Genomic DNA, 17730 nt, shown 5'->3' on the forward strand with positions numbered 1-17730 from the left:
AAAATGAGACATAATAAGAAATTCAATCATTTAGGTCGTACTGCTTCTCACAGAAATGCGATGTTATCTAACATGGCATGTTCTTTGATTAAGCACAAAAGAATCACTACGACTGTTGCAAAGGCTAAAGCTCTGAAGAAGTTTGTTGAGCCTTTGATTACAAAGTCAAAGGATGACACGACTAACTCTCGTCGTGTTGTATTCAGCAATCTGCAAGACAAGCAAGTTGTAACGGAACTGTTCAAGGAAATCTCTGTGAAGATTGCTGACCGTCCGGGTGGTTATACTCGTATCATCAAGACAGGGCACCGTCTAGGTGACAACGCTGAAATGTGCTTTATTGAACTCGTTGATTACAACGAAAACATGGCTAAGGAAAAGGTTGCTAAGAAAGCTACTCGTACCCGCCGTTCTAAGAAAGCTACTACTGAAGCTGCTGCTCCGGCAGAAGCTCCGGTTGCTGAAGCACCGGCAGTTGAAGAGGCAAAAGCGGAAGAAGCTAAAGCTGAATAAATCGACTATTCTTTTCAATATAAAAGCCGTCTCTTGTGAAAGGGGCGGCTTTTTTAATTTGCATTCGGATATTTTGGGAGGAAAGAAGATATATCTTTCCTAAACATTCATTAAAAGGTTCTACTATTAAACAATTAAATGAAACAAACTGTTATCTTTGCAGATAGATATGGCAAAGTTTCTGAAGGTGATATTATTCCTGGTCCTTGCTACTGCCTTTTGTGGAAGTGTGAGTGATGCATTTACCGTACAGACGGTAGATGAAATGGTTATTGCCGCTCAAGTTAGTTTAGGAGAAGAGGGGGATACACAGAGAAATGATGTTCGGCAAGGAAGTTATATTCCGGCTCCGAAATTGCCATATTTGTCAGATGCAGAACTTGCAGGTTCCGCTGGAACTACTCAGTTGCTCACCTTTTCACGTGCGCAACGTTCGTATACAACAGAATATATCCTTTCGTTAAAAGACATGATAGAGCGGCTGGCTCATCGTGACGATGTACTGTCATTGCATCGCTCGAAGTTATTTGATACCAGCACCTCTTATCGCTGCCACCCTGCGTGTGAATATTATGTATTTACGCTCAGGCGAATTATCATTTAGACGTTTGAATGAATTCAGATTTATTTGCCTTATGTGGTCATAGACTGTACGAGGTGATTATTGGTATGTTTTATCAGTTAAACTTTTATTCATTTTAAACGATTTAAATTATGGCAACTCAAGCAATTGACGCAACTATTTTTGCGTCTACACACCCCGATATCGCAAAACGCACAAGTGTCTCCGGACTAATTTTTTCAGTGGCAATGCTGCTGTTAGGTATCCTTATATTCGCATCAACTTTTGAAGTAACTGACCGCTCATCTACGCTTAGTATGTTGTTGATGGTGTTAGGTACGGCATTTTTCCTCTTAGGAATATTCCGTTTGTTCTGGAAATCTAAAGAAGTGGTATATATTCCGACAGGAAGTATTACTAAGGAACGCAGTGTGTTCTTCGATTTGAAACACATGGGTAAGTTGAAAGAGATGATTGAAAAAGGCCAGCTTTCTATTGAAGAAGGTGTAAAGAGTGAAGGAAGCGGTAATGTACGTTTGGATGTTATACTTTCTCAAGATAATAAATTTGCAGCCGTTCAGCTGTTCCAGTTTGTGCCTTATACATACACTCCGGTAACCTCTGTACATTATTATACAGGGAATGATGCAGCAACCATATCGGCTTTCTTGGCGAAGTGTAAAGTGAACTAACCCTCAGGGTTTCTGGACTTAACTTTGAAGTTATGGGGATCAGTCGGTAACGGCTATCCCCATTTTTTTTATTAGGAAACAGGCATTCATATTCTGAGCTACTCCTTCGCGCAGACGATAAGAAAAGGTCAGTTCATTACCTGTGATGTCGGCTTCGAATCGGTAATTATGGATGTCATCAGGATAAATGTCGGCAAGCGTGCCGAGCATCAGGTCGTGAGTAGCGATGATACCATTTGCCTGTAAAGTCATGAATTGTTTGATAAGGGCGAGCGAGCCTTTCTGCTTATCCATGGAGTTGGTTCCTTTTAGAATCTCATCAAGGATGATGAAGAACTCTTCACCGGCTTGCAGTTTGTCGATGATAAGTTTCAGACGTTTCAGTTCTGCAAAGAAATAGGATTCGTTATCATTCAGGGAGTCGCTGGTGCGCAGACTGGTAATGAGTTGAGCAGGATACAGTTCCATACTCCGGGCGCAAACGGGGGTGCCGATGCAAGCCAGCAAATAGTTGATGCCTACCGTACGAAGATACGTACTTTTGCCTGCCATATTTGCTCCGGTGATAATAATGAAGAAAGGACGTTTTTCTATATCAATGTCATTGCGTACACATTTGTCGCGGTTCATCAGTGGATGTCCCATAGATGCGGCGCGGAGACTGAAAGACCGGGGGTTAATAATAGGGTAGGAGTAATCCGGATGATTATAGGCGAATGTGGCCAGTGAACACAGAGCATCCATGTGAGCGATAGCTGTCAGCCAGCGTGGCAGTTCAGAAGCATATTGCTCTTTCCATCCTTCAATCTGTATGATTTTGCGGATTTCCCAGAAGAATAATCCGTTGAGGGTGGCATATATGTAGGCGTTGTTTCGCTGATCGAGTTCGTTCATAAGCTTACTTAGACGCTGGATGGAGTGAGAAGCCGTTTGTTTTTCATTACCGATCCACTCTCTCACTTCCTTCAATATCGGACTTTTCATGGGTTGGTTCTCAATAAGTCGGAGCAGATTGGCATACGTTGCTAATATCTGTAGCTTCTTTCCGTAGACAGCTTGCATTTTAGTGATTTTACTAGTGAAACAAAAGCTGGCAAACACAAAGCATAACCATAGAATACCGAAAACAGTGAGCGGAATAATGCCTGCAATAGCCAATGCTATACATAAGATATTTATTCCACCCGCCAATAGCGGTAGCATGCGAAAGAAAACATTTTTCCGGAAGACACTGGGACTCTTAGCCCATGCCTTTAATTCATCTTCATCAGCAGCTTTTCCTTTATAGAGCAGTCCCAGAATACGGAATTCTTGTCGAAAGTTCAATTCCGATGTCAGTTCGCGAATGGCTTCCTGTCGGGATTCTATCTCTTTCTTATTTACCAGATGCGTGCCCAGCCAATTGGCTAACAAGCTTTTTCCAAGTTGCGTACAGGTACGGTTTATATACTGAAAAAGAGAATGTGGACCAAACACATCCAGGTCATAACTGTACAGGTGTGCCGGATCGATAAATTCTGCTCCGTCTTCAAAAGAAGATGTGTCATAGTTCAGCGCCGAAAGTTCTTGCTCATTGATTGCAACCTTTTTTTCCAGATAGTCTTTCCGGTGAAACAGCCGGTTGTGATACTTTATCAATAGGATAAAAGGCAGAAGTGTAACGGCAATGATCCCCGTTAATACTATCCAGCCTGATGACCAGAAATATATAATTCCCGCAATTCCTGCAACAAATAACAATAATCGCAGTGAGCCTATGCGGTAAATCTTGTTTTGTACTTTATTTAATTCCGAACGTCCTTCTTCAGCGATGCGCTGATAAGTGGCGGTTATTTCATTGATTGTGTTCATTCTATTGTTTCTTTGCCGCAAAGGTAAAATAAGCCTGCTTTATAACCAAATGCTTCATCTGCTTTCTCTTGCTCTAATGAAGAACTTAGCATCCATATCTATGTTTCCTTTAAGAGAAGCGTTTGTTTCTCAGTGTGAAACTGTCTGTTTCTCGGTGTGAAACTGCTTGTTTCAAAGCATGAAACTGCTTGTTTCAAGGCATGAAACTTGCAGTTCCAAGTGATGAAACTATTCTTATCCATCAAGGTAGTAAGTTTTCGCCTTAGATATCCCTTTGATGAGTATTGCTTATTTTTCCAGTTACTCGCAGCTTTGAAGCGTATTATGCAGTATAGAGATAAGCCCAAGTATAAATATGCATGAACATAAATCTGCCGAAATTGCATTTTTCTTTTCAATAATTTGCTCTTCTTGGATAAATAATGTAACTTTCGCTCAGATAAAACTGTTTTAGAAAGAAAAGCTTGGGGTATGAAAAGGTGGTGGTTATTAGGCATATTCGGATTATTGGTTGCTTTGCATGGGAGCGCCCAGCAAGTGATATATGCCAATTTGAAGGAACTGGTGGAAGATCGTGGCGACACACTCTCCACATTGAAGATAGAGAAGCGCTCCAAGAATCAGATTTTACTGATGGGAGGTGCTGACTATCGCGTCTCGGTAGATGACAATCCCGGTCTCTGCCGATATTTGAAATCCCGTTGTTATGCGGTGAGGGCTGACTCGGCGTTATACGTTAACTGTAAGAAAGTGCGTTATAAACGTTTCCGTTTCGGCGGTTGGTATGCCCCTGCCACTTGGATACAGGGGAAAATTTATTTCTACGCACAGCCTGTAGGTTCTGTGGCGGCAAGTACCACACAGCCTGCCGACGCTACAAAGCTGGGGGGAGATGTCGGTACGGCCATTGCTGCTTCGGGGCTGGTCAATGCGCGGGTTTATTATGAACTGAATCCGGAAACGGGTAAAGTAGAGTTCGTAGGAAAAGACAAAATGCTACAGCTACTAAAAAATGAGCCGGAACTTCTGAACGCCTTCTTACAGGAAAGCAGTGAAAGTGCGGAAGTTACAGGTAAATACTTACTACGCTTAAAATGACTAAATGATAAATAAATCCCGGTATCACTTGTTGATATCGGGATTTATTTCTATATTGCGGCAGCTTACAGAAGTAAACTGATGACATTTTGTAACCTTTCATCCTGTATGTTATGGAAATAACCTTAAGTAATACATTGCTCCCTTACCCCACTTTCGTAGAGGGTATCCGGAGGGCTCCCGATCGTGGCTTCACACTTTCGCCCGCACAAACTGCCACGGCGTTAAAGAACGCATTGCGTTATATCCCCAAAGAATTACACGAGACCCTTGCTCCAGAGTTTATGGAAGAACTTCGTACCCGCGGGCGTATCTATGGCTACCGATATCGTCCGCAGGGCGACCTCAAAGCGAAACCTATCGATGCTTACAAAGGAAATTGCATTGAAGGCAAGGCTTTTCAGGTGATGATTGACAATAATCTCTGCTTCGATATTGCCCTCTATCCTTATGAACTAGTCACTTATGGCGAAACGGGACAGGTCTGCCAAAACTGGATGCAGTATCGTCTCATTAAACAGTATCTTGAAGTGCTGACTCAAGATCAGACACTCGTTATTGAAAGTGGACATCCACTGGGCTTATTCCGTTCTAAGCCCGATGCACCACGCGTGATTATTACGAATGCCATGATGGTAGGTCTTTACGATAATCAGAAGGATTGGCACGTGGCCATGCAAATGGGAGTTGCCAACTACGGTCAGATGACTGCCGGAGGCTGGATGTATATTGGTCCTCAAGGTATTGTGCATGGTACCTTTAATACTCTGCTGAATGCCGGACGTATGAAGCTCGGTATTCCTCAGAACGGTGATTTGCGCGGACACCTGTTTATATCTTCCGGTTTGGGCGGCATGAGCGGTGCCCAGCCTAAGGCCGCCGAGATGTCGGGTGCAGCTTCCATTATAGCCGAGGTAGATATGTCACGTATTGAAACCCGGCATCGGCAAGGTTGGGTAGGACATGTCACGGATTCTATTCCCGAAGCATTCTCGCTGGCGCATGAGGCGATGGACGGCAAGAAACCGATATCCATTGCTTATCATGGGAATATCGTTGACTTGCTGGAATATGCTGTAGACCAAAATATACATATAGACCTGCTTTCTGACCAAACTTCCTGCCATGCTGTTTACGAAGGCGGATACTGTCCGGCGGGAATTACTTTCGCCGAACGTACAAGTCTGTTGCATGAAGACCCGCAGAAATTCTGTAGACTGGTGAATGAATCGTTGGTGCGCCATTTCCGGGCTATAAGAGCCCTTGTAGAGCAGGGTACCTATTTCTTCGATTATGGAAACTCCTTTATGAAAGCCGTTTATGATGCTGGAGTTCGTGAAATTGCCAAAGAAGAAGATGATAAGAATGGATTTATATTCCCCAGTTATGTAGAAGATATTATGGGGCCGGAACTTTTTGATTACGGTTACGGACCTTTCCGCTGGGTATGTCTCAGTGGTAAACATGAAGATTTGATAAAGACCGATCATGCAGCGATGGAATGTATTGACCCGAATCGTCGCGGTCAGGATCTGGATAACTACAATTGGATACGCGACGCGGAAAAGAATAATCTTGTGGTAGGTACTCAGGCGCGTATTCTTTATCAGGATGCGGCAGGACGTATGAAGATAGCGTTGAAGTTCAACGAAATGGTACGCAATGGTGAAGTTGGACCTATTATGTTGGGACGCGATCATCACGATGTGAGCGGTACGGACTCTCCTTTCCGTGAAACTTCTAATATAAAAGATGGAAGCAATGTCATGGCGGATATGGCCGTGCAATGCTTTGCCGGAAACTGTGCCCGGGGAATGAGCCTCGTAGCACTGCACAATGGTGGTGGTGTGGGTATTGGAAAAGCCATAAATGGCGGCTTCGGTATGGTATGCGATGGTAGTGAGCGGGTGGATGAAATACTTCGTTCAGCTATGTTGTGGGACGTGATGGGCGGTGTGGCCCGGCGTTCATGGGCACGCAATGGGCATGCTATGGAGACGAGTGAAGAGTTTAACCGGACACATGCTGATGGTTATCATATTACGATGCCATACGTGGCTGATGACGAATTAGTAAATAAATACATATCATAAAAAGAGAATCATGAATAAAATCATCGAATGTGTCCCCAACTTCAGCGAGGGACGTGACTTGCAGAAAATAGATCAAATCATATCCCCTTTCCGTGGTAAACAAGGTGTAAAACTCTTGGATTACAGTAACGACGAAGACCACAACCGCCTGGTAGTAACCGTGGTAGGAGAACCGGAACCCCTTCGTGATGCCGTTCTCGAAGCTATCGGCATTGCTGTAAAGCTTATTGACCTTAACCACCACACCGGGCAACATCCCCGTATGGGTGCCGTAGATGTAGTTCCTTTCATTCCCATCAAGAATGTGACGATGGAAGAAGCTATCGCCCTTTCCAAAGAAGTAGGTGCGGAGGTAGGCAAACGCTATAATCTTCCTGTCTTTCTCTATGAGAAATCCGCATCAGCTCCGCATCGCGAAAATCTTGCTGCCGTGCGTAAAGGTGAGTTCGAAGGTATGGCAGAAAAGATAAAGCTACCCGAATGGCAGCCCGACTTTGGTCCTGCCGAACGCCATGCCACTGCCGGAACCGTTGCTATCGGTGCCCGCATGCCGTTGGTAGCCTACAATATCAATCTGAATACACCTAATCTGGATATCGCACATGATATTGCCAAGAAGATTCGTTTCATTGGCGGTGGCCTGCGTTATTGCAAAGCAATGGGAGTAGAGTTGAAAGACCGGGGCATTACTCAGGTTTCCATCAATATGACAGACTATACCCGTACCGCCCTTTACCGCGCTTTTGAACTGACCCGTGTAGAAGCACGTCGCTATGGGGTCAGCATTGTGGGGAGTGAGATTATCGGCCTTGTTCCGATGGAGGCGCTCATTGATACAGCTTCTTATTATCTTGGTTTAGAGAATTTCTCTATGCAACAAGTGCTTGAGGCGAGGATTATGGAAGAATAATAGAATGATAAAAGAACGCAAATTACGCAAATTACACAAATAAAGTTTTTAAATATGACCGAGAACCTGATAATTTTCAATGCCCGTGTTGTAACCCCCATCGGCTTTTCCGCCCGTTGTGGCAAAGAGATGGGTGAACTATGCATCATTGATAATGCTACAATAGAAGTAACCGACGGTATCATTTCCTATGTCGGCCCTTCCCGGGGCGAGATGCGTGACGGATATTATCAACGCTACTGGCACTACAATGCTCGTGGCAAATGCCTGTTACCCGGCTTCGTCGATTCGCATACTCACTTTGTATTTGGTGGCGAACGTGCCGAAGAGTTCTCCTGGCGATTGAAAGGAGAAAGCTATATGTCTATCATGGAGCGTGGTGGTGGCATTGTAAGCACTGTAAAGGCCACCCGCGAATGTAGTTTTATTCAACTCCGCTCCAAAGCCGAAGTTTTTTTGAGGCAAATGAGTAATATGGGGATTACTACCGTAGAAGGCAAGAGCGGCTACGGACTGGATAAGGAAACGGAGCTTCTGCAACTCAAAGTCATGCGTAGCCTGAATAATGACGAACATAAGCGGGTAGATATTGTATCCACTTTTCTGGGTGCGCATGCCGTACCCGAGGAATATAAGGGACGTACGGATGAATACCTTGATTTCATTATCAGTGATGTCCTGCCTTGTGTTGCCAAAAACGAACTGGCCGAGTTTTGTGATGTCTTCTGCGAACAAGGCGTTTTCTCTGTCGAACAATCTTGCCGTCTGTTGCAAGCTGCCAAGGAATATGGTTTGGGCTTGAAACTCCATGCCGATGAAATCGTTCCGCTGGGGGGTGCCGAACTGGCTGCCGAGCTTTCTGCTGTTTCCGCAGATCATTTGTTGCATGCATCCGATACAGGTATCCGCGCTATGCGGGATGCCGGAACCGTTGCAACTTTACTCCCTCTTACAGCTTTTGCCCTGAAAGAACCTTATGCACGCGGTCGCGAAATGATTGATTCCGGTTGTGCCGTAGCCCTTGCCACAGATCTCAATCCGGGCAGTTGTTTCTCCGGTTCCATTCCGTTGACTTTTGCCCTGGCATGTATCTATATGCATCTTACTATTGAAGAAGCTATCACCGCCCTCACCCTGAACGGGGCTGCTGCCTTGAACCGGGCGGATAGTATCGGCAGCATCGAAGTAGGCAAGAAGGGAGATTTTGTAGTGCTGAATTCTGATAATTACCATTTCCTGCCTTATTATGTCGGTATGAATTGTGTAAATACCACCATCAAAGAAGGAGTGATTTATCCTGTATTGTAAAACCTTTAAAGAAAAATACCATGTTAGTTGATTTAACAGTGAAAGAATTTTTGAATAAAGTGGCGGGCAGTGATCCCGTTCCCGGTGGTGGGAGCATTGCTGCCTTGAACGGTGCCGTAGCTTCGGCACTTGCCGCTATGGTTGCTAATCTCACCATCGGCAAGAAGAATTACGAAGAACACGAGGAACTTATGAACCATATTGCTTCTCTCGCACTGAGAGAGAAAGACGTATTCATAGCTGATATAGATCGTGACTCGGAAGCCTATGATGCCGTATTTGCCTGCTTCAAAATGCCCAAGGCTACCGATGAAGAAAAAGCTGCCCGCAGCGCTGCCATTCAGGAGGCTACTAAGTATGCCGCTCTTGTCCCCATGCAAGTAGCACGTAATGCCTACGAGCTGATGTCGGTAATTGCCGACGTTGCCCGTTTGGGAAACCGTAATGCAGTGACTGATGCTTGTGTGGCCATGATGTCCGCCCGTACAGCTGTACTGGGTGCCTTGCTGAATGTTCGCATCAACCTGGGTTCCATCAAAGATAAAACCTTTGCAGATGAACTCCAAAGAGAGGCCGATGTGCTGGAACGCTTGGCTTGTGAGCGCGAAAAAGAAGTATTGGATGTTGTTAACCAAGAATTACGAGTATGAAAAACGTCTATCATGTAGGGTCCGGTGAACTCACATTCGACATCATCGAACGAATTATCAACGAGAATCTGAAACTGGAACTGGCCTCCGAAGCCAAAGAACGGATACAGAAATGTCGCGACTACCTCGATCATAAGATAGCCGAGTCCGAAGAACCTTTGTACGGTATCACCACAGGCTTCGGTTCCCTGTGTAGCAAAAATATATCCCCCGATGAACTGGGCACCTTGCAGGAAAACCTGATAAAGAGTCATGCTTGTAGCGTCGGTGAAGAAATACGTCCCGTCATCGTCAAACTAATGATGTTGCTGAAAGCCCATGCCCTGTCTTTGGGACATAGTGGTGTGCAAGTCATTACCGTGCAGCGTATCCTCGATTTCTTCAACAACGACGTGATGCCCATTGTCTACGACCGCGGTTCGCTCGGTGCATCCGGTGATCTGGCCCCTCTTGCCAATCTCTTCCTGCCGCTTATCGGTGTGGGCGATGTCTATTATAAAGGTAAGAAGCGCGAAGCTATTAGTGTCCTTGATGAGTTCGGCTGGGAACCGGTGAAACTTATGAGTAAAGAGGGTCTTGCTCTGCTCAACGGTACGCAGTTTATGAGTGCCAATGGTGTGTTTGCCATTCTGAAAGCCTTCCGACTCTCCAAGAAAGCCGATCTTATTGCCGCTCTTTCCCTCGAAGCTTTCGATGGGCGTATTGATCCTTTTATGGATTGTATCCAGCAAATTCGTCCGCACCGGGGACAAATCGAGACAGGCGATAATTTCCGTAAACTCCTGGAAGGCAGTGAAATCATTGCTCAATACAAAGCCCATGTGCAAGATCCGTATTCTTTCCGCTGCATCCCCCAAGTGCATGGTGCAACGAAAGATGCCATTCGTTATGTCTCTTCTGTCTTGCTGACCGAAATTAATTCTGTAACGGATAATCCTACTATCTTTCCCGATGAAGACCGTATCATCTCCGGTGGAAACTTCCACGGCCAGCCACTTGCCATTTCTTATGACTTCCTCGGCATCGCCTTGGCTGAGTTAGGAAACATTTCCGAGCGACGGGTAGCACAACTCATTATGGGACTGCGCGGTTTGCCTGAATTTCTGGTAGCCAATCCCGGTCTGAACTCCGGCTTTATGATACCGCAATACGCTGCTGCCTCTATGGTTAGTCAGAATAAGATGTATTGCTATGCTGCCAGCAGTGATTCCATTGTTTCTTCCAACGGACAGGAAGATCATGTCAGCATGGGAGCTAATGCAGCTACCAAATTGTACCGTATCATGGACAATCTGGAACACATTCTCTCCATCGAATTGATGAATGCCGCACAGGGTATCGAATTCCGTCGCCCTTTAAAGACTTCTCCCGCTTTGGAACGCTTCCTGAACGAATATCGCAAGGAAGTCCCTTTTATTAAAGACGACATTGTCATGTACAAAGAAATTCATAAGACAGTGGCGTTTCTGAACCGGACGAAGTTCGATTATTGACATTCTTCCCAATAAATCTGCCGGAAGTATAATAAACATTAATATAGTTAATCTTTCAAAGGAAACTCAATTAGAGAATTGAGTTTTCTTTCTATATTTGCCCAGTTTTATTCCGAAAGTGGACATTCTTCTACTTGAAATCTAAAAAATTAAAGAGAAAATAGAAATGAAAACGGGCGACAATATGAAAGAACACCCTCAAAGATTAGAGTTGCGGGAGCGTATCATCGATACTGCTCTGAATTCTTTTGCTACTCATGGTATCAAGAGTATTACGATGGATGACATTGCTGCGGCATTAGGTATATCCAAACGTACTTTGTATGAAGTTTTTTCTGATAAAGAAACCTTACTGATGGAATGTCTCCTGAAAGCTCAGCGTGAGGGAGATGCTTACGTGAAAGATGTCTATGAAAAGGCTTCGAATGTATTGGAAGTTTTGTTAAAACTCTACCAGCGGAGTATCGAGAAGTTTCACAATACTAATAAAAAGTTTTTTGAAGACATCAAGAAATACCCTAAAGTCTATGCCGAATTGATGAAGCGTCGCAACCGCGATTCCGAGGAAACGATTGCTTTCTTTAAACTGGGTATACAGCAAGGGTACTTCCGCGATGATGTTAACTTTACGATTGTAAACCTGTTGGTGCGCGAGCAGCTCGACTTGCTGATGAATACGGATCTCTGCAAAGAGCACTCTTTCCTGGAAGTATATGAATCTATCATGTTCACTTATCTCCGGGGAATCTCAACAGAAAAAGGTGCTCGTAAACTGGAAGAATTTATCCGGGAATACCGTAAGAGCCGACAGCCCAATACGGAATAAAAAATAATCCTAATATACATACAGATTTATTTTTATGGACAGACAACTATTTTTGGCAAGTAAGAAAATTATGTTGACTGTGGTCCTTTTATTGGCTATAAGCTATGTACAGGCACAGGAAACAAAAGAACCCCTAACCTTGACCCTCGACAAAGCACTGGAAATCGCACTTAGTGATAATCCTACGATAAAGGTTGCAGAAGAGGAAATAGCCCTGAAAAAGGTGGCTAACAAGGAGACCTGGCAAAGTTTATTGCCAGAGGCCAGCATTGGCGGAACATGGAACCATACGATTACGGCAGCCCAGATGAACCTTGGCGGTCAGTCTTTCAAAATGGGTCAGGACGATTCGAATACAGTAAGCGGGACTCTGAATATCAGCTTACCGTTATTTGCCCCTTCGGTCTACAAAGCAATGTCTATGACGAAAACCGACATAGAGTTGGCAGTAGAAAAATCCCGTGCTTCTAAGCAGGATTTGGTGAATCAGGTTACTAAAGCGTATTATCAGTTAATGTTGGCACAAGACTCTTATGAGGTTTTGCAGAAGAGTTATAAATTGGCAGAAGACAATTATAACGTGGTCAATGCAAAATACCAGCAGGGAGCCGTCAGCGAATTTGATAAGATTAGCGCTGAAGTACAAATGCGTAGTGTAAAGCCGAATGTCATTTCAGCGGGAAATGCCGTTACCTTATCCAAACTTCAGCTGAAAGTGCTGATGGGAATAACGGAAGACTTCGATCTCAAGATTGCCGATAATCTGGCTAATTATGAGACCGATTTGTTTGCTAACCAATTGAATGAACTGAATGAAGGTTTGGTGAACAATACCACAATGAAGCAATTCGACCTGAACATAAAGATGCTTAATCAGAATCTGAAGTCCCTGAAGACGAACTTCATGCCGACACTGGGAATGAACTATTCTTATCAATACCAGTCATTGTATAATAATAACTGGAATGTGTTCGACTATAATTGGGGCGGAAGTTCTGCTTTGGTCTTTACCCTGAATATCCCTCTTTATAAAGCCAGTAACTTTACGAAACTGAAAACCGCACGAATTCAGATCAATCAGTTAAAGGAAAACCGCACGGATACGGAGCGCAAACTGAACATGCAGATTACCAGCTACCAGAACAATATGGCAGCAAGTTCAGAGCAGGTGGTAAGTAATAAAGAGAACGTAATGCAGGCTCAGAAAGCAGTGGAAATAGCCGGCAAGCGCTACGAAGTAGGTAAAGGTACAGTGCTGGAACTCAACAGTTCGCAAGTATCGTTAACCCAGGCTGAACTGACTTACAACCAATCTATTTACGACTATCTGGTATCTAAGGCTGATCTTGATCAGGTTTTAGGTCGCGACTATTCAACTAATAAGTAAAAAGAAAAATCACAACGATATGAAAAAAAGTGTTCAATTAATTGCCCTGGTGGCAGTTGCTCTGCTGAGCTCATGCAGTGGTGGAGAGAAAGACAAGGCTACAGCTGAAAAGGTAGATGAAAAACCGAGAGTTAAACTGGCCTCTGTGACCGCACGTCCTGTAGATCAGATACAAGAATATACCGCTACTGTACAGGCAGAAGTGAAAAACAATATTGCTCCTTCTTCTCCGGTGCGTATCGATCAGATATTTGTGGAAGTGGGTGACCGTGTTTCTAAAGGGCAGAAATTGGTGCAGATGGATGCTGCCAATTTGAAGCAGGCGAAATTCCGTCTGGATAACCAAGAAATAGAATTCAAGCGTACCGACGAATTATATAAGGTGGGCGGCACTTCCAAATCCGAATGGGATGCAGCCAAGATGGCATTGGACGTACAGAAGACTACGTATAAGAATCTGTTGGAAAATACCGCATTACTCAGCCCCATCAATGGTGTGGTAACGGCTCGTAATTACGATAATGGCGATATGTATAGTGGTGGAAACCCGGTGCTGGTAGTGGAACAGATCACTCCGGTGAAACTGATGATCAACGTTTCCGAAGGCTATTTTGCGAAAGTAAAGAAAGGTTCTCCCGTAGCTGTCAAAGTAGATGTGTATGGTGACGAAGAGTTTGAAGGAACGATAAATCTGGTTTATCCTACCATTGACCCGAATACCCGTACTTTCCCTGTTGAAGTGCGTTTGACTAACCGCGACCAGAAAGTCCGTCCGGGTATGTTTGCCCGTGTAACGTTGAACTTCGGAACACAGGAACACGTAGTTGTGCCTGATTTGGCTATCGTAAAACGTGCCGGTTCCGGTGACCGCTATGTATATGTATATAAGGACGGAAAAGTTTCTTATAACAAAGTGGAACTGGGACGTCGTATGGATACGGAATATGAGTTGATTTCCGGTGTGGATAACAACTCACAAGTGGTCGTAGCAGGACAGTCCAAGTTGGCCGATGGCGTAGAAGTAGAAGTCGAGAAATAATGATTAACGATTAGTGATTAGTGATTGCTTCTTGTGTCATAATGCTACAAAGAGCTCATCACTCATCACTTATCACTAAACACTAATAACATGAGTTTATACGAAGGAGCGGTTAAAAAACCGATTATGACCTCGCTCTGCTTTTTGGCAGTAGCGATATTTGGTCTGTTCTCTTTGTCAAAATTGCCGGTGGACCTTTACCCGGATATCGAGACCAACACCATCATGGTGATGACTTCCTATGCGGGAGCCAGTGCGTCGGATATTGAGAACAATGTGACCCGTCCGTTAGAAAATACGCTGAACTCTGTCAGCAACCTAAAGCATATTACTTCCAGATCTTCAGAAAACATCTCTGTGATTACACTGGAGTTTGAATATGGATATGATATAGATGTGTTGACGAATGATGTTCGCGATAAACTGGATATGGTAAGCTCTCAGCTTCCCGATGAAGTGGAGACACCTATTATCTTTAAGTTCAGTACGGACATGATTCCTATCCTGCTGCTTTCCGTTCAGGCAGAAGAAAGTCAGCCGGCACTTTATAAAATATTGGACGACAACATCGTAAATCCGCTGGCTCGTGTGCCGGGTGTGGGTACAGTGTCTATCTCCGGTGCACCCAAACGTGAGGTAAATGTTTATTGCGACCCTAACAAACTGGATGCTTATAATCTTTCAGTGGAGACCATCAGTTCTATTATTAGTGCTGAAAACCGCAATACACCGGGTGGTACCTTCGATGTGGGAAGTAATACCTATTCACTTCGTGTAGAGGGAGAGTTCAAGGACCCCAAGGAAATGGAGAATATCGTAGTAGGTACGCACAATGGAGCTTCCGTTTATTTGCGCGATGTGGCAACAGTGGTAGACTCTGTGGAAGAACGTGCGCAGAAGACGTATAGTAATGGCGTGCAAGGTGCTATGATTGTGGTACAAAAGCAGTCCGGTGCCAACTCTGTGGCTATTTCGCAAAAAGTAATTGATATGTTGCCGCAGTTGCAGAAATCGTTGCCGAGTGACGTGAAGCTGGGTATCATTGTTAATACTTCCGATAACATTCTGAATACCATTGACAGCTTGGAAGAGACTATCATGTACGCCATGTTGTTCGTAATCCTGGTGGTATTTGTATTCTTGGGGCGTTGGCGTGCTACGGTTATTATCTGTATCACTATCCCGATGTCATTGGTAGCCTCATTTATCTATTTGGGTATTATAGACGGCGGTTCGCTGAATATTATTTCGCTCTCTTGTCTTTCCATTGCTATCGGTAATGTGGTGGACGATGCTATTGTGGTACTTGAGAATGTGACGACCCATATTGAACGAGGGTCCGAGCCGAAGCAGGCAGCAGTTCATGCTACGAACGAGGTGGCCATCTCCGTTATTGCCTCGACGCTGACCATGATTGCGGTATTCTTCCCGCTGACTATGGTGAGCGGTATGTCCGGTGTATTGTTCCGCCAGTTGGGTTGGATGATGTGTGTGATCATGACTGTTTCTACTATTTCGGCTTTGTCATTTACACCGATGATGTGTGCGCAACTCCTGCGCTTGCAAAAGAAGCAGAGTAAGATGTTCATTGCTCTTTATACACCGATTCAGCGTGGGCTCGATGCTCTTGACGTATGGTATCAAAATCGTCTGGATTGGGCTGTACGCCATCGTATAACTGTTATGATCGGTTGTGCTGCTTTCTTTGTGGCAAGTTTGTTCTGTGCCAAGTATATTGGTACGGAGTTTTTCCCGGCAGCTGATAATAGCCGTATCGGTGTGAACTTGCAACTTCCCATCGGTGCCCGTGTAGAGCGTGCACAAGCATTGGCTTCGGAACTGACGGAAAAGTGGATGAAGCGTTACGAAGGTGTGATGAAGGTTTGTAACTATACGGTGGGACAGGCTGATTCGGACAATACTTTCGCCTCAATGCAGGATAATGGTAGCCATATTATCAGCTTTAATATTAGTTTAGTAAGTCCGGGCGATCGTGATGTAAAGCTGGAAACGGTCTGCGACGAAATGCGTGAAGACCTGAAGGCTTATCCTGAATTGGATAAAGCGCAGGTAATCCTTGGTGGTAGTACCGGTGGTATGAGTGCCCAGGCCAGTGCTGACTTCGAGGTATATGGTTATGATTTTACCGCAACGGATAAAGTCTCGGCTGAGCTGAAAGAGAAACTGCTGGATGTAAAAGGTGTAAGTGAAGTAAATATCAGCCGTCAAGATTACCAACCTGAATATCAGGTAGACTTTGATCGTGAGAAATTAGCATTACATGGACTGAATTTGTCAACCGCTTCCGGTTATCTGCGTAATCGCGTGAACGGAGCTTTGGCTTCTTATTATCGTGAGGACGGTGATGAGTACGACATCCGTGTACGTTACGCTCCCGAGTTTCGTACAAAGATTGAAGATTTGGAGAACATTCTTATCTATACACCTTCCGGTGATGGTGTTCGTATAAAAGACCTCGGTAAAGTAGTTGAGCGCTCAGCTCCTCCTACCATCGAGCGTAAGGACCGTGAACGTGTTGTGACGGTATCCGCCGTTATTTCCGGAGTTCCGTTGGGTGATGTAGTTGCCGATGGTAATGCCATTATCGATAAGATGGACTTGCCGAGTGGTATTTCTATCCAGATTTCGGGTTCGTATGAGGACCAGCAGGATTCGTTCTCCGACTTGGGTACACTGGCTGTACTGATTATCATTCTGGTATTTATTGTAATGGCCGCCCAGTTTGAGTCTTTGAGTTATCCGTTTATTATCATGTTCTCCATCCCGTTTGCATTCAGCGGTGTGTTGATGGCCCTCTTCTTTACGGGCACCAACCTGAACGTAATGAGTTTGCTGGGTGGAATCATGTTGATTGGTATCGTGGTGAAGAACGGTATCGTGCTGATTGACTACATCACACTCTGTCGCGAGCGCGGTATGGCGGTACTCCACTCTGTGGTTACGGCAGGTCGTAGCCGTTTGCGTCCGGTATTAATGACTACGTTGACTACTATCCTCGGTATGGTTCCGATGGCTGTAGGTCAGGGTGAAGGTGCCGAGATGTGGCGTCCGTTGGGTGTGGCCGTAATTGGTGGCTTGACGGTATCTACCATCTTGACGCTGATTTTGGTTCCCGTGCTTTATTGCTCGTTTGCCGGTATTGGTATCAGACGCAACCGTCGTAAGATCAAGAAAGATCGTGAACTGAATGATTACTATCAGGTTCATAAAGAGAAGATGACGAAACCAAGAAAACAATAATTGGATTTATGATTTATGAATTGCCATTCGGTCTTTATCGTTTTGTG

The 17730-nt window shown here is 44.6% G+C and carries 14 protein-coding genes; 13 read left to right on the forward strand and 1 reads right to left on the reverse strand.

All coding sequences use genetic code 11. The features are described 5' to 3' along the window. Nucleotides 1-3 precede the first annotated feature (3 nt). From rplQ to BACCELL_RS12145, 3 genes are all read left to right on the forward strand, one after another. The gene (rplQ, locus tag BACCELL_RS12135; RefSeq protein ID WP_007212091.1) at nucleotides 4-513 is read left to right on the forward strand and encodes a 50S ribosomal protein L17; all 510 of its coding nucleotides are present in this window, start codon (nucleotides 4-6) and stop codon (nucleotides 511-513) included. 169 nt (nucleotides 514-682) lie between these two features. After that, nucleotides 683-1117 (forward strand): hypothetical protein, encoded by a 435-nt coding sequence (locus BACCELL_RS12140; protein ID WP_007212093.1) that lies wholly within the window; start codon nucleotides 683-685, stop codon nucleotides 1115-1117. A 110-nt stretch (nucleotides 1118-1227) separates the two neighbouring features. Continuing rightward, a complete protein-coding gene (locus BACCELL_RS12145) occupies nucleotides 1228-1767 on the forward strand; it encodes a hypothetical protein (protein WP_007212094.1) in 540 nt (179 codons plus the stop codon). A 39-nt stretch (nucleotides 1768-1806) separates the two neighbouring features. Here BACCELL_RS12145 and BACCELL_RS12150 read toward each other — a convergent pair whose 3' ends face one another. Further along, the gene (locus BACCELL_RS12150) at nucleotides 1807-3618 is read right to left on the reverse strand and encodes a MutS family DNA mismatch repair protein (RefSeq protein WP_007212095.1); all 1812 of its coding nucleotides are present in this window, start codon (nucleotides 3616-3618) and stop codon (nucleotides 1807-1809) included. A 471-nt stretch (nucleotides 3619-4089) separates the two neighbouring features. Between BACCELL_RS12150 and BACCELL_RS12155 the strand changes: the two genes are divergently transcribed. The 10 genes from BACCELL_RS12155 (at nucleotide 4090) to BACCELL_RS12200 (ending at nucleotide 17683) form a co-directional block, all read left to right on the forward strand. After that, complete coding sequence (locus BACCELL_RS12155; protein ID WP_007212098.1) at nucleotides 4090-4716, forward strand: DUF6563 family protein; 627 nt, start codon at nucleotides 4090-4092, stop codon at nucleotides 4714-4716. 113 nt (nucleotides 4717-4829) lie between these two features. Then, on the forward strand, nucleotides 4830-6809 hold the full coding sequence (gene hutU / locus BACCELL_RS12160; RefSeq protein WP_007212099.1) for a urocanate hydratase: 1980 nt from the start codon (nucleotides 4830-4832) through the stop codon (nucleotides 6807-6809). Between the two features lie 10 nt (nucleotides 6810-6819). Continuing rightward, complete coding sequence (ftcD, locus tag BACCELL_RS12165) at nucleotides 6820-7719, forward strand: glutamate formimidoyltransferase (RefSeq protein WP_007212100.1); 900 nt, start codon at nucleotides 6820-6822, stop codon at nucleotides 7717-7719. A 54-nt stretch (nucleotides 7720-7773) separates the two neighbouring features. Then, on the forward strand, nucleotides 7774-9027 hold the full coding sequence (gene hutI, locus BACCELL_RS12170; protein WP_007212101.1) for an imidazolonepropionase: 1254 nt from the start codon (nucleotides 7774-7776) through the stop codon (nucleotides 9025-9027). A 20-nt stretch (nucleotides 9028-9047) separates the two neighbouring features. Further along, entirely contained in the window at nucleotides 9048-9677 is a 630-nt protein-coding gene (locus BACCELL_RS12175; RefSeq protein ID WP_007212102.1) for a cyclodeaminase/cyclohydrolase family protein, read from the forward strand. After that, nucleotides 9674-11170, forward strand: a complete 1497-nt coding sequence (gene hutH / locus BACCELL_RS12180) for a histidine ammonia-lyase (RefSeq protein ID WP_007212103.1) — start codon at nucleotides 9674-9676, stop codon at nucleotides 11168-11170. Before BACCELL_RS12175 ends, hutH begins: the two co-directional genes overlap by 4 nt. A gap of 166 nt (nucleotides 11171-11336) precedes the next feature. Continuing rightward, complete coding sequence (locus tag BACCELL_RS12185; protein WP_007212104.1) at nucleotides 11337-11996, forward strand: TetR/AcrR family transcriptional regulator; 660 nt, start codon at nucleotides 11337-11339, stop codon at nucleotides 11994-11996. Nucleotides 11997-12030: 34 nt separating this feature from the next. After that, nucleotides 12031-13383, forward strand: coding sequence for a TolC family protein (locus tag BACCELL_RS12190; protein ID WP_007212105.1), 1353 nt, complete (start codon nucleotides 12031-12033; stop codon nucleotides 13381-13383). Between the two features lie 19 nt (nucleotides 13384-13402). Continuing rightward, nucleotides 13403-14422 carry an efflux RND transporter periplasmic adaptor subunit gene (locus BACCELL_RS12195; protein ID WP_007212106.1) on the forward strand — a complete coding sequence of 340 codons (1020 nt, stop codon included), beginning with the start codon at nucleotides 13403-13405 and terminating at the stop codon, nucleotides 14420-14422. Nucleotides 14423-14512: 90 nt separating this feature from the next. After that, on the forward strand, nucleotides 14513-17683 hold the full coding sequence (locus tag BACCELL_RS12200) for an efflux RND transporter permease subunit (protein WP_007212107.1): 3171 nt from the start codon (nucleotides 14513-14515) through the stop codon (nucleotides 17681-17683). Nucleotides 17684-17730 lie beyond the last annotated feature (47 nt).

It is taken from the genome of Bacteroides cellulosilyticus DSM 14838 (assembly GCF_000158035.1).
Classification (GTDB): domain Bacteria; phylum Bacteroidota; class Bacteroidia; order Bacteroidales; family Bacteroidaceae; genus Bacteroides; species Bacteroides cellulosilyticus.

Bases quoted from the DNA above. Each gene is read 5' to 3' on its own strand.
- ftcD (WP_007212100.1), top strand. From the start codon at position 6,820: ATGAATAAAATCATCGAATGTGTCCCCAACTTCAGCGAGGGACGTGAC.
- BACCELL_RS12150 (WP_007212095.1), bottom strand. From the start codon at position 3,618: ATGAACACAATCAATGAAATAACCGCCACTTATCAGCGCATCGCTGAA.
- hutI (WP_007212101.1), top strand. From the start codon at position 7,774: ATGACCGAGAACCTGATAATTTTCAATGCCCGTGTTGTAACCCCCATC.
- BACCELL_RS12195 (WP_007212106.1), top strand. From the start codon at position 13,403: ATGAAAAAAAGTGTTCAATTAATTGCCCTGGTGGCAGTTGCTCTGCTG.
- BACCELL_RS12190 (WP_007212105.1), top strand. From the start codon at position 12,031: ATGGACAGACAACTATTTTTGGCAAGTAAGAAAATTATGTTGACTGTG.
- BACCELL_RS12200 (WP_007212107.1), top strand. From the start codon at position 14,513: ATGAGTTTATACGAAGGAGCGGTTAAAAAACCGATTATGACCTCGCTC.
- BACCELL_RS12155 (WP_007212098.1), top strand. From the start codon at position 4,090: ATGAAAAGGTGGTGGTTATTAGGCATATTCGGATTATTGGTTGCTTTG.
- BACCELL_RS12140 (WP_007212093.1), top strand. From the start codon at position 683: ATGGCAAAGTTTCTGAAGGTGATATTATTCCTGGTCCTTGCTACTGCC.
- BACCELL_RS12145 (WP_007212094.1), top strand. From the start codon at position 1,228: ATGGCAACTCAAGCAATTGACGCAACTATTTTTGCGTCTACACACCCC.
- BACCELL_RS12175 (WP_007212102.1), top strand. From the start codon at position 9,048: ATGTTAGTTGATTTAACAGTGAAAGAATTTTTGAATAAAGTGGCGGGC.
- rplQ (WP_007212091.1), top strand. From the start codon at position 4: ATGAGACATAATAAGAAATTCAATCATTTAGGTCGTACTGCTTCTCAC.
- hutH (WP_007212103.1), top strand. From the start codon at position 9,674: ATGAAAAACGTCTATCATGTAGGGTCCGGTGAACTCACATTCGACATC.
- hutU (WP_007212099.1), top strand. From the start codon at position 4,830: ATGGAAATAACCTTAAGTAATACATTGCTCCCTTACCCCACTTTCGTA.
- BACCELL_RS12185 (WP_007212104.1), top strand. From the start codon at position 11,337: ATGAAAACGGGCGACAATATGAAAGAACACCCTCAAAGATTAGAGTTG.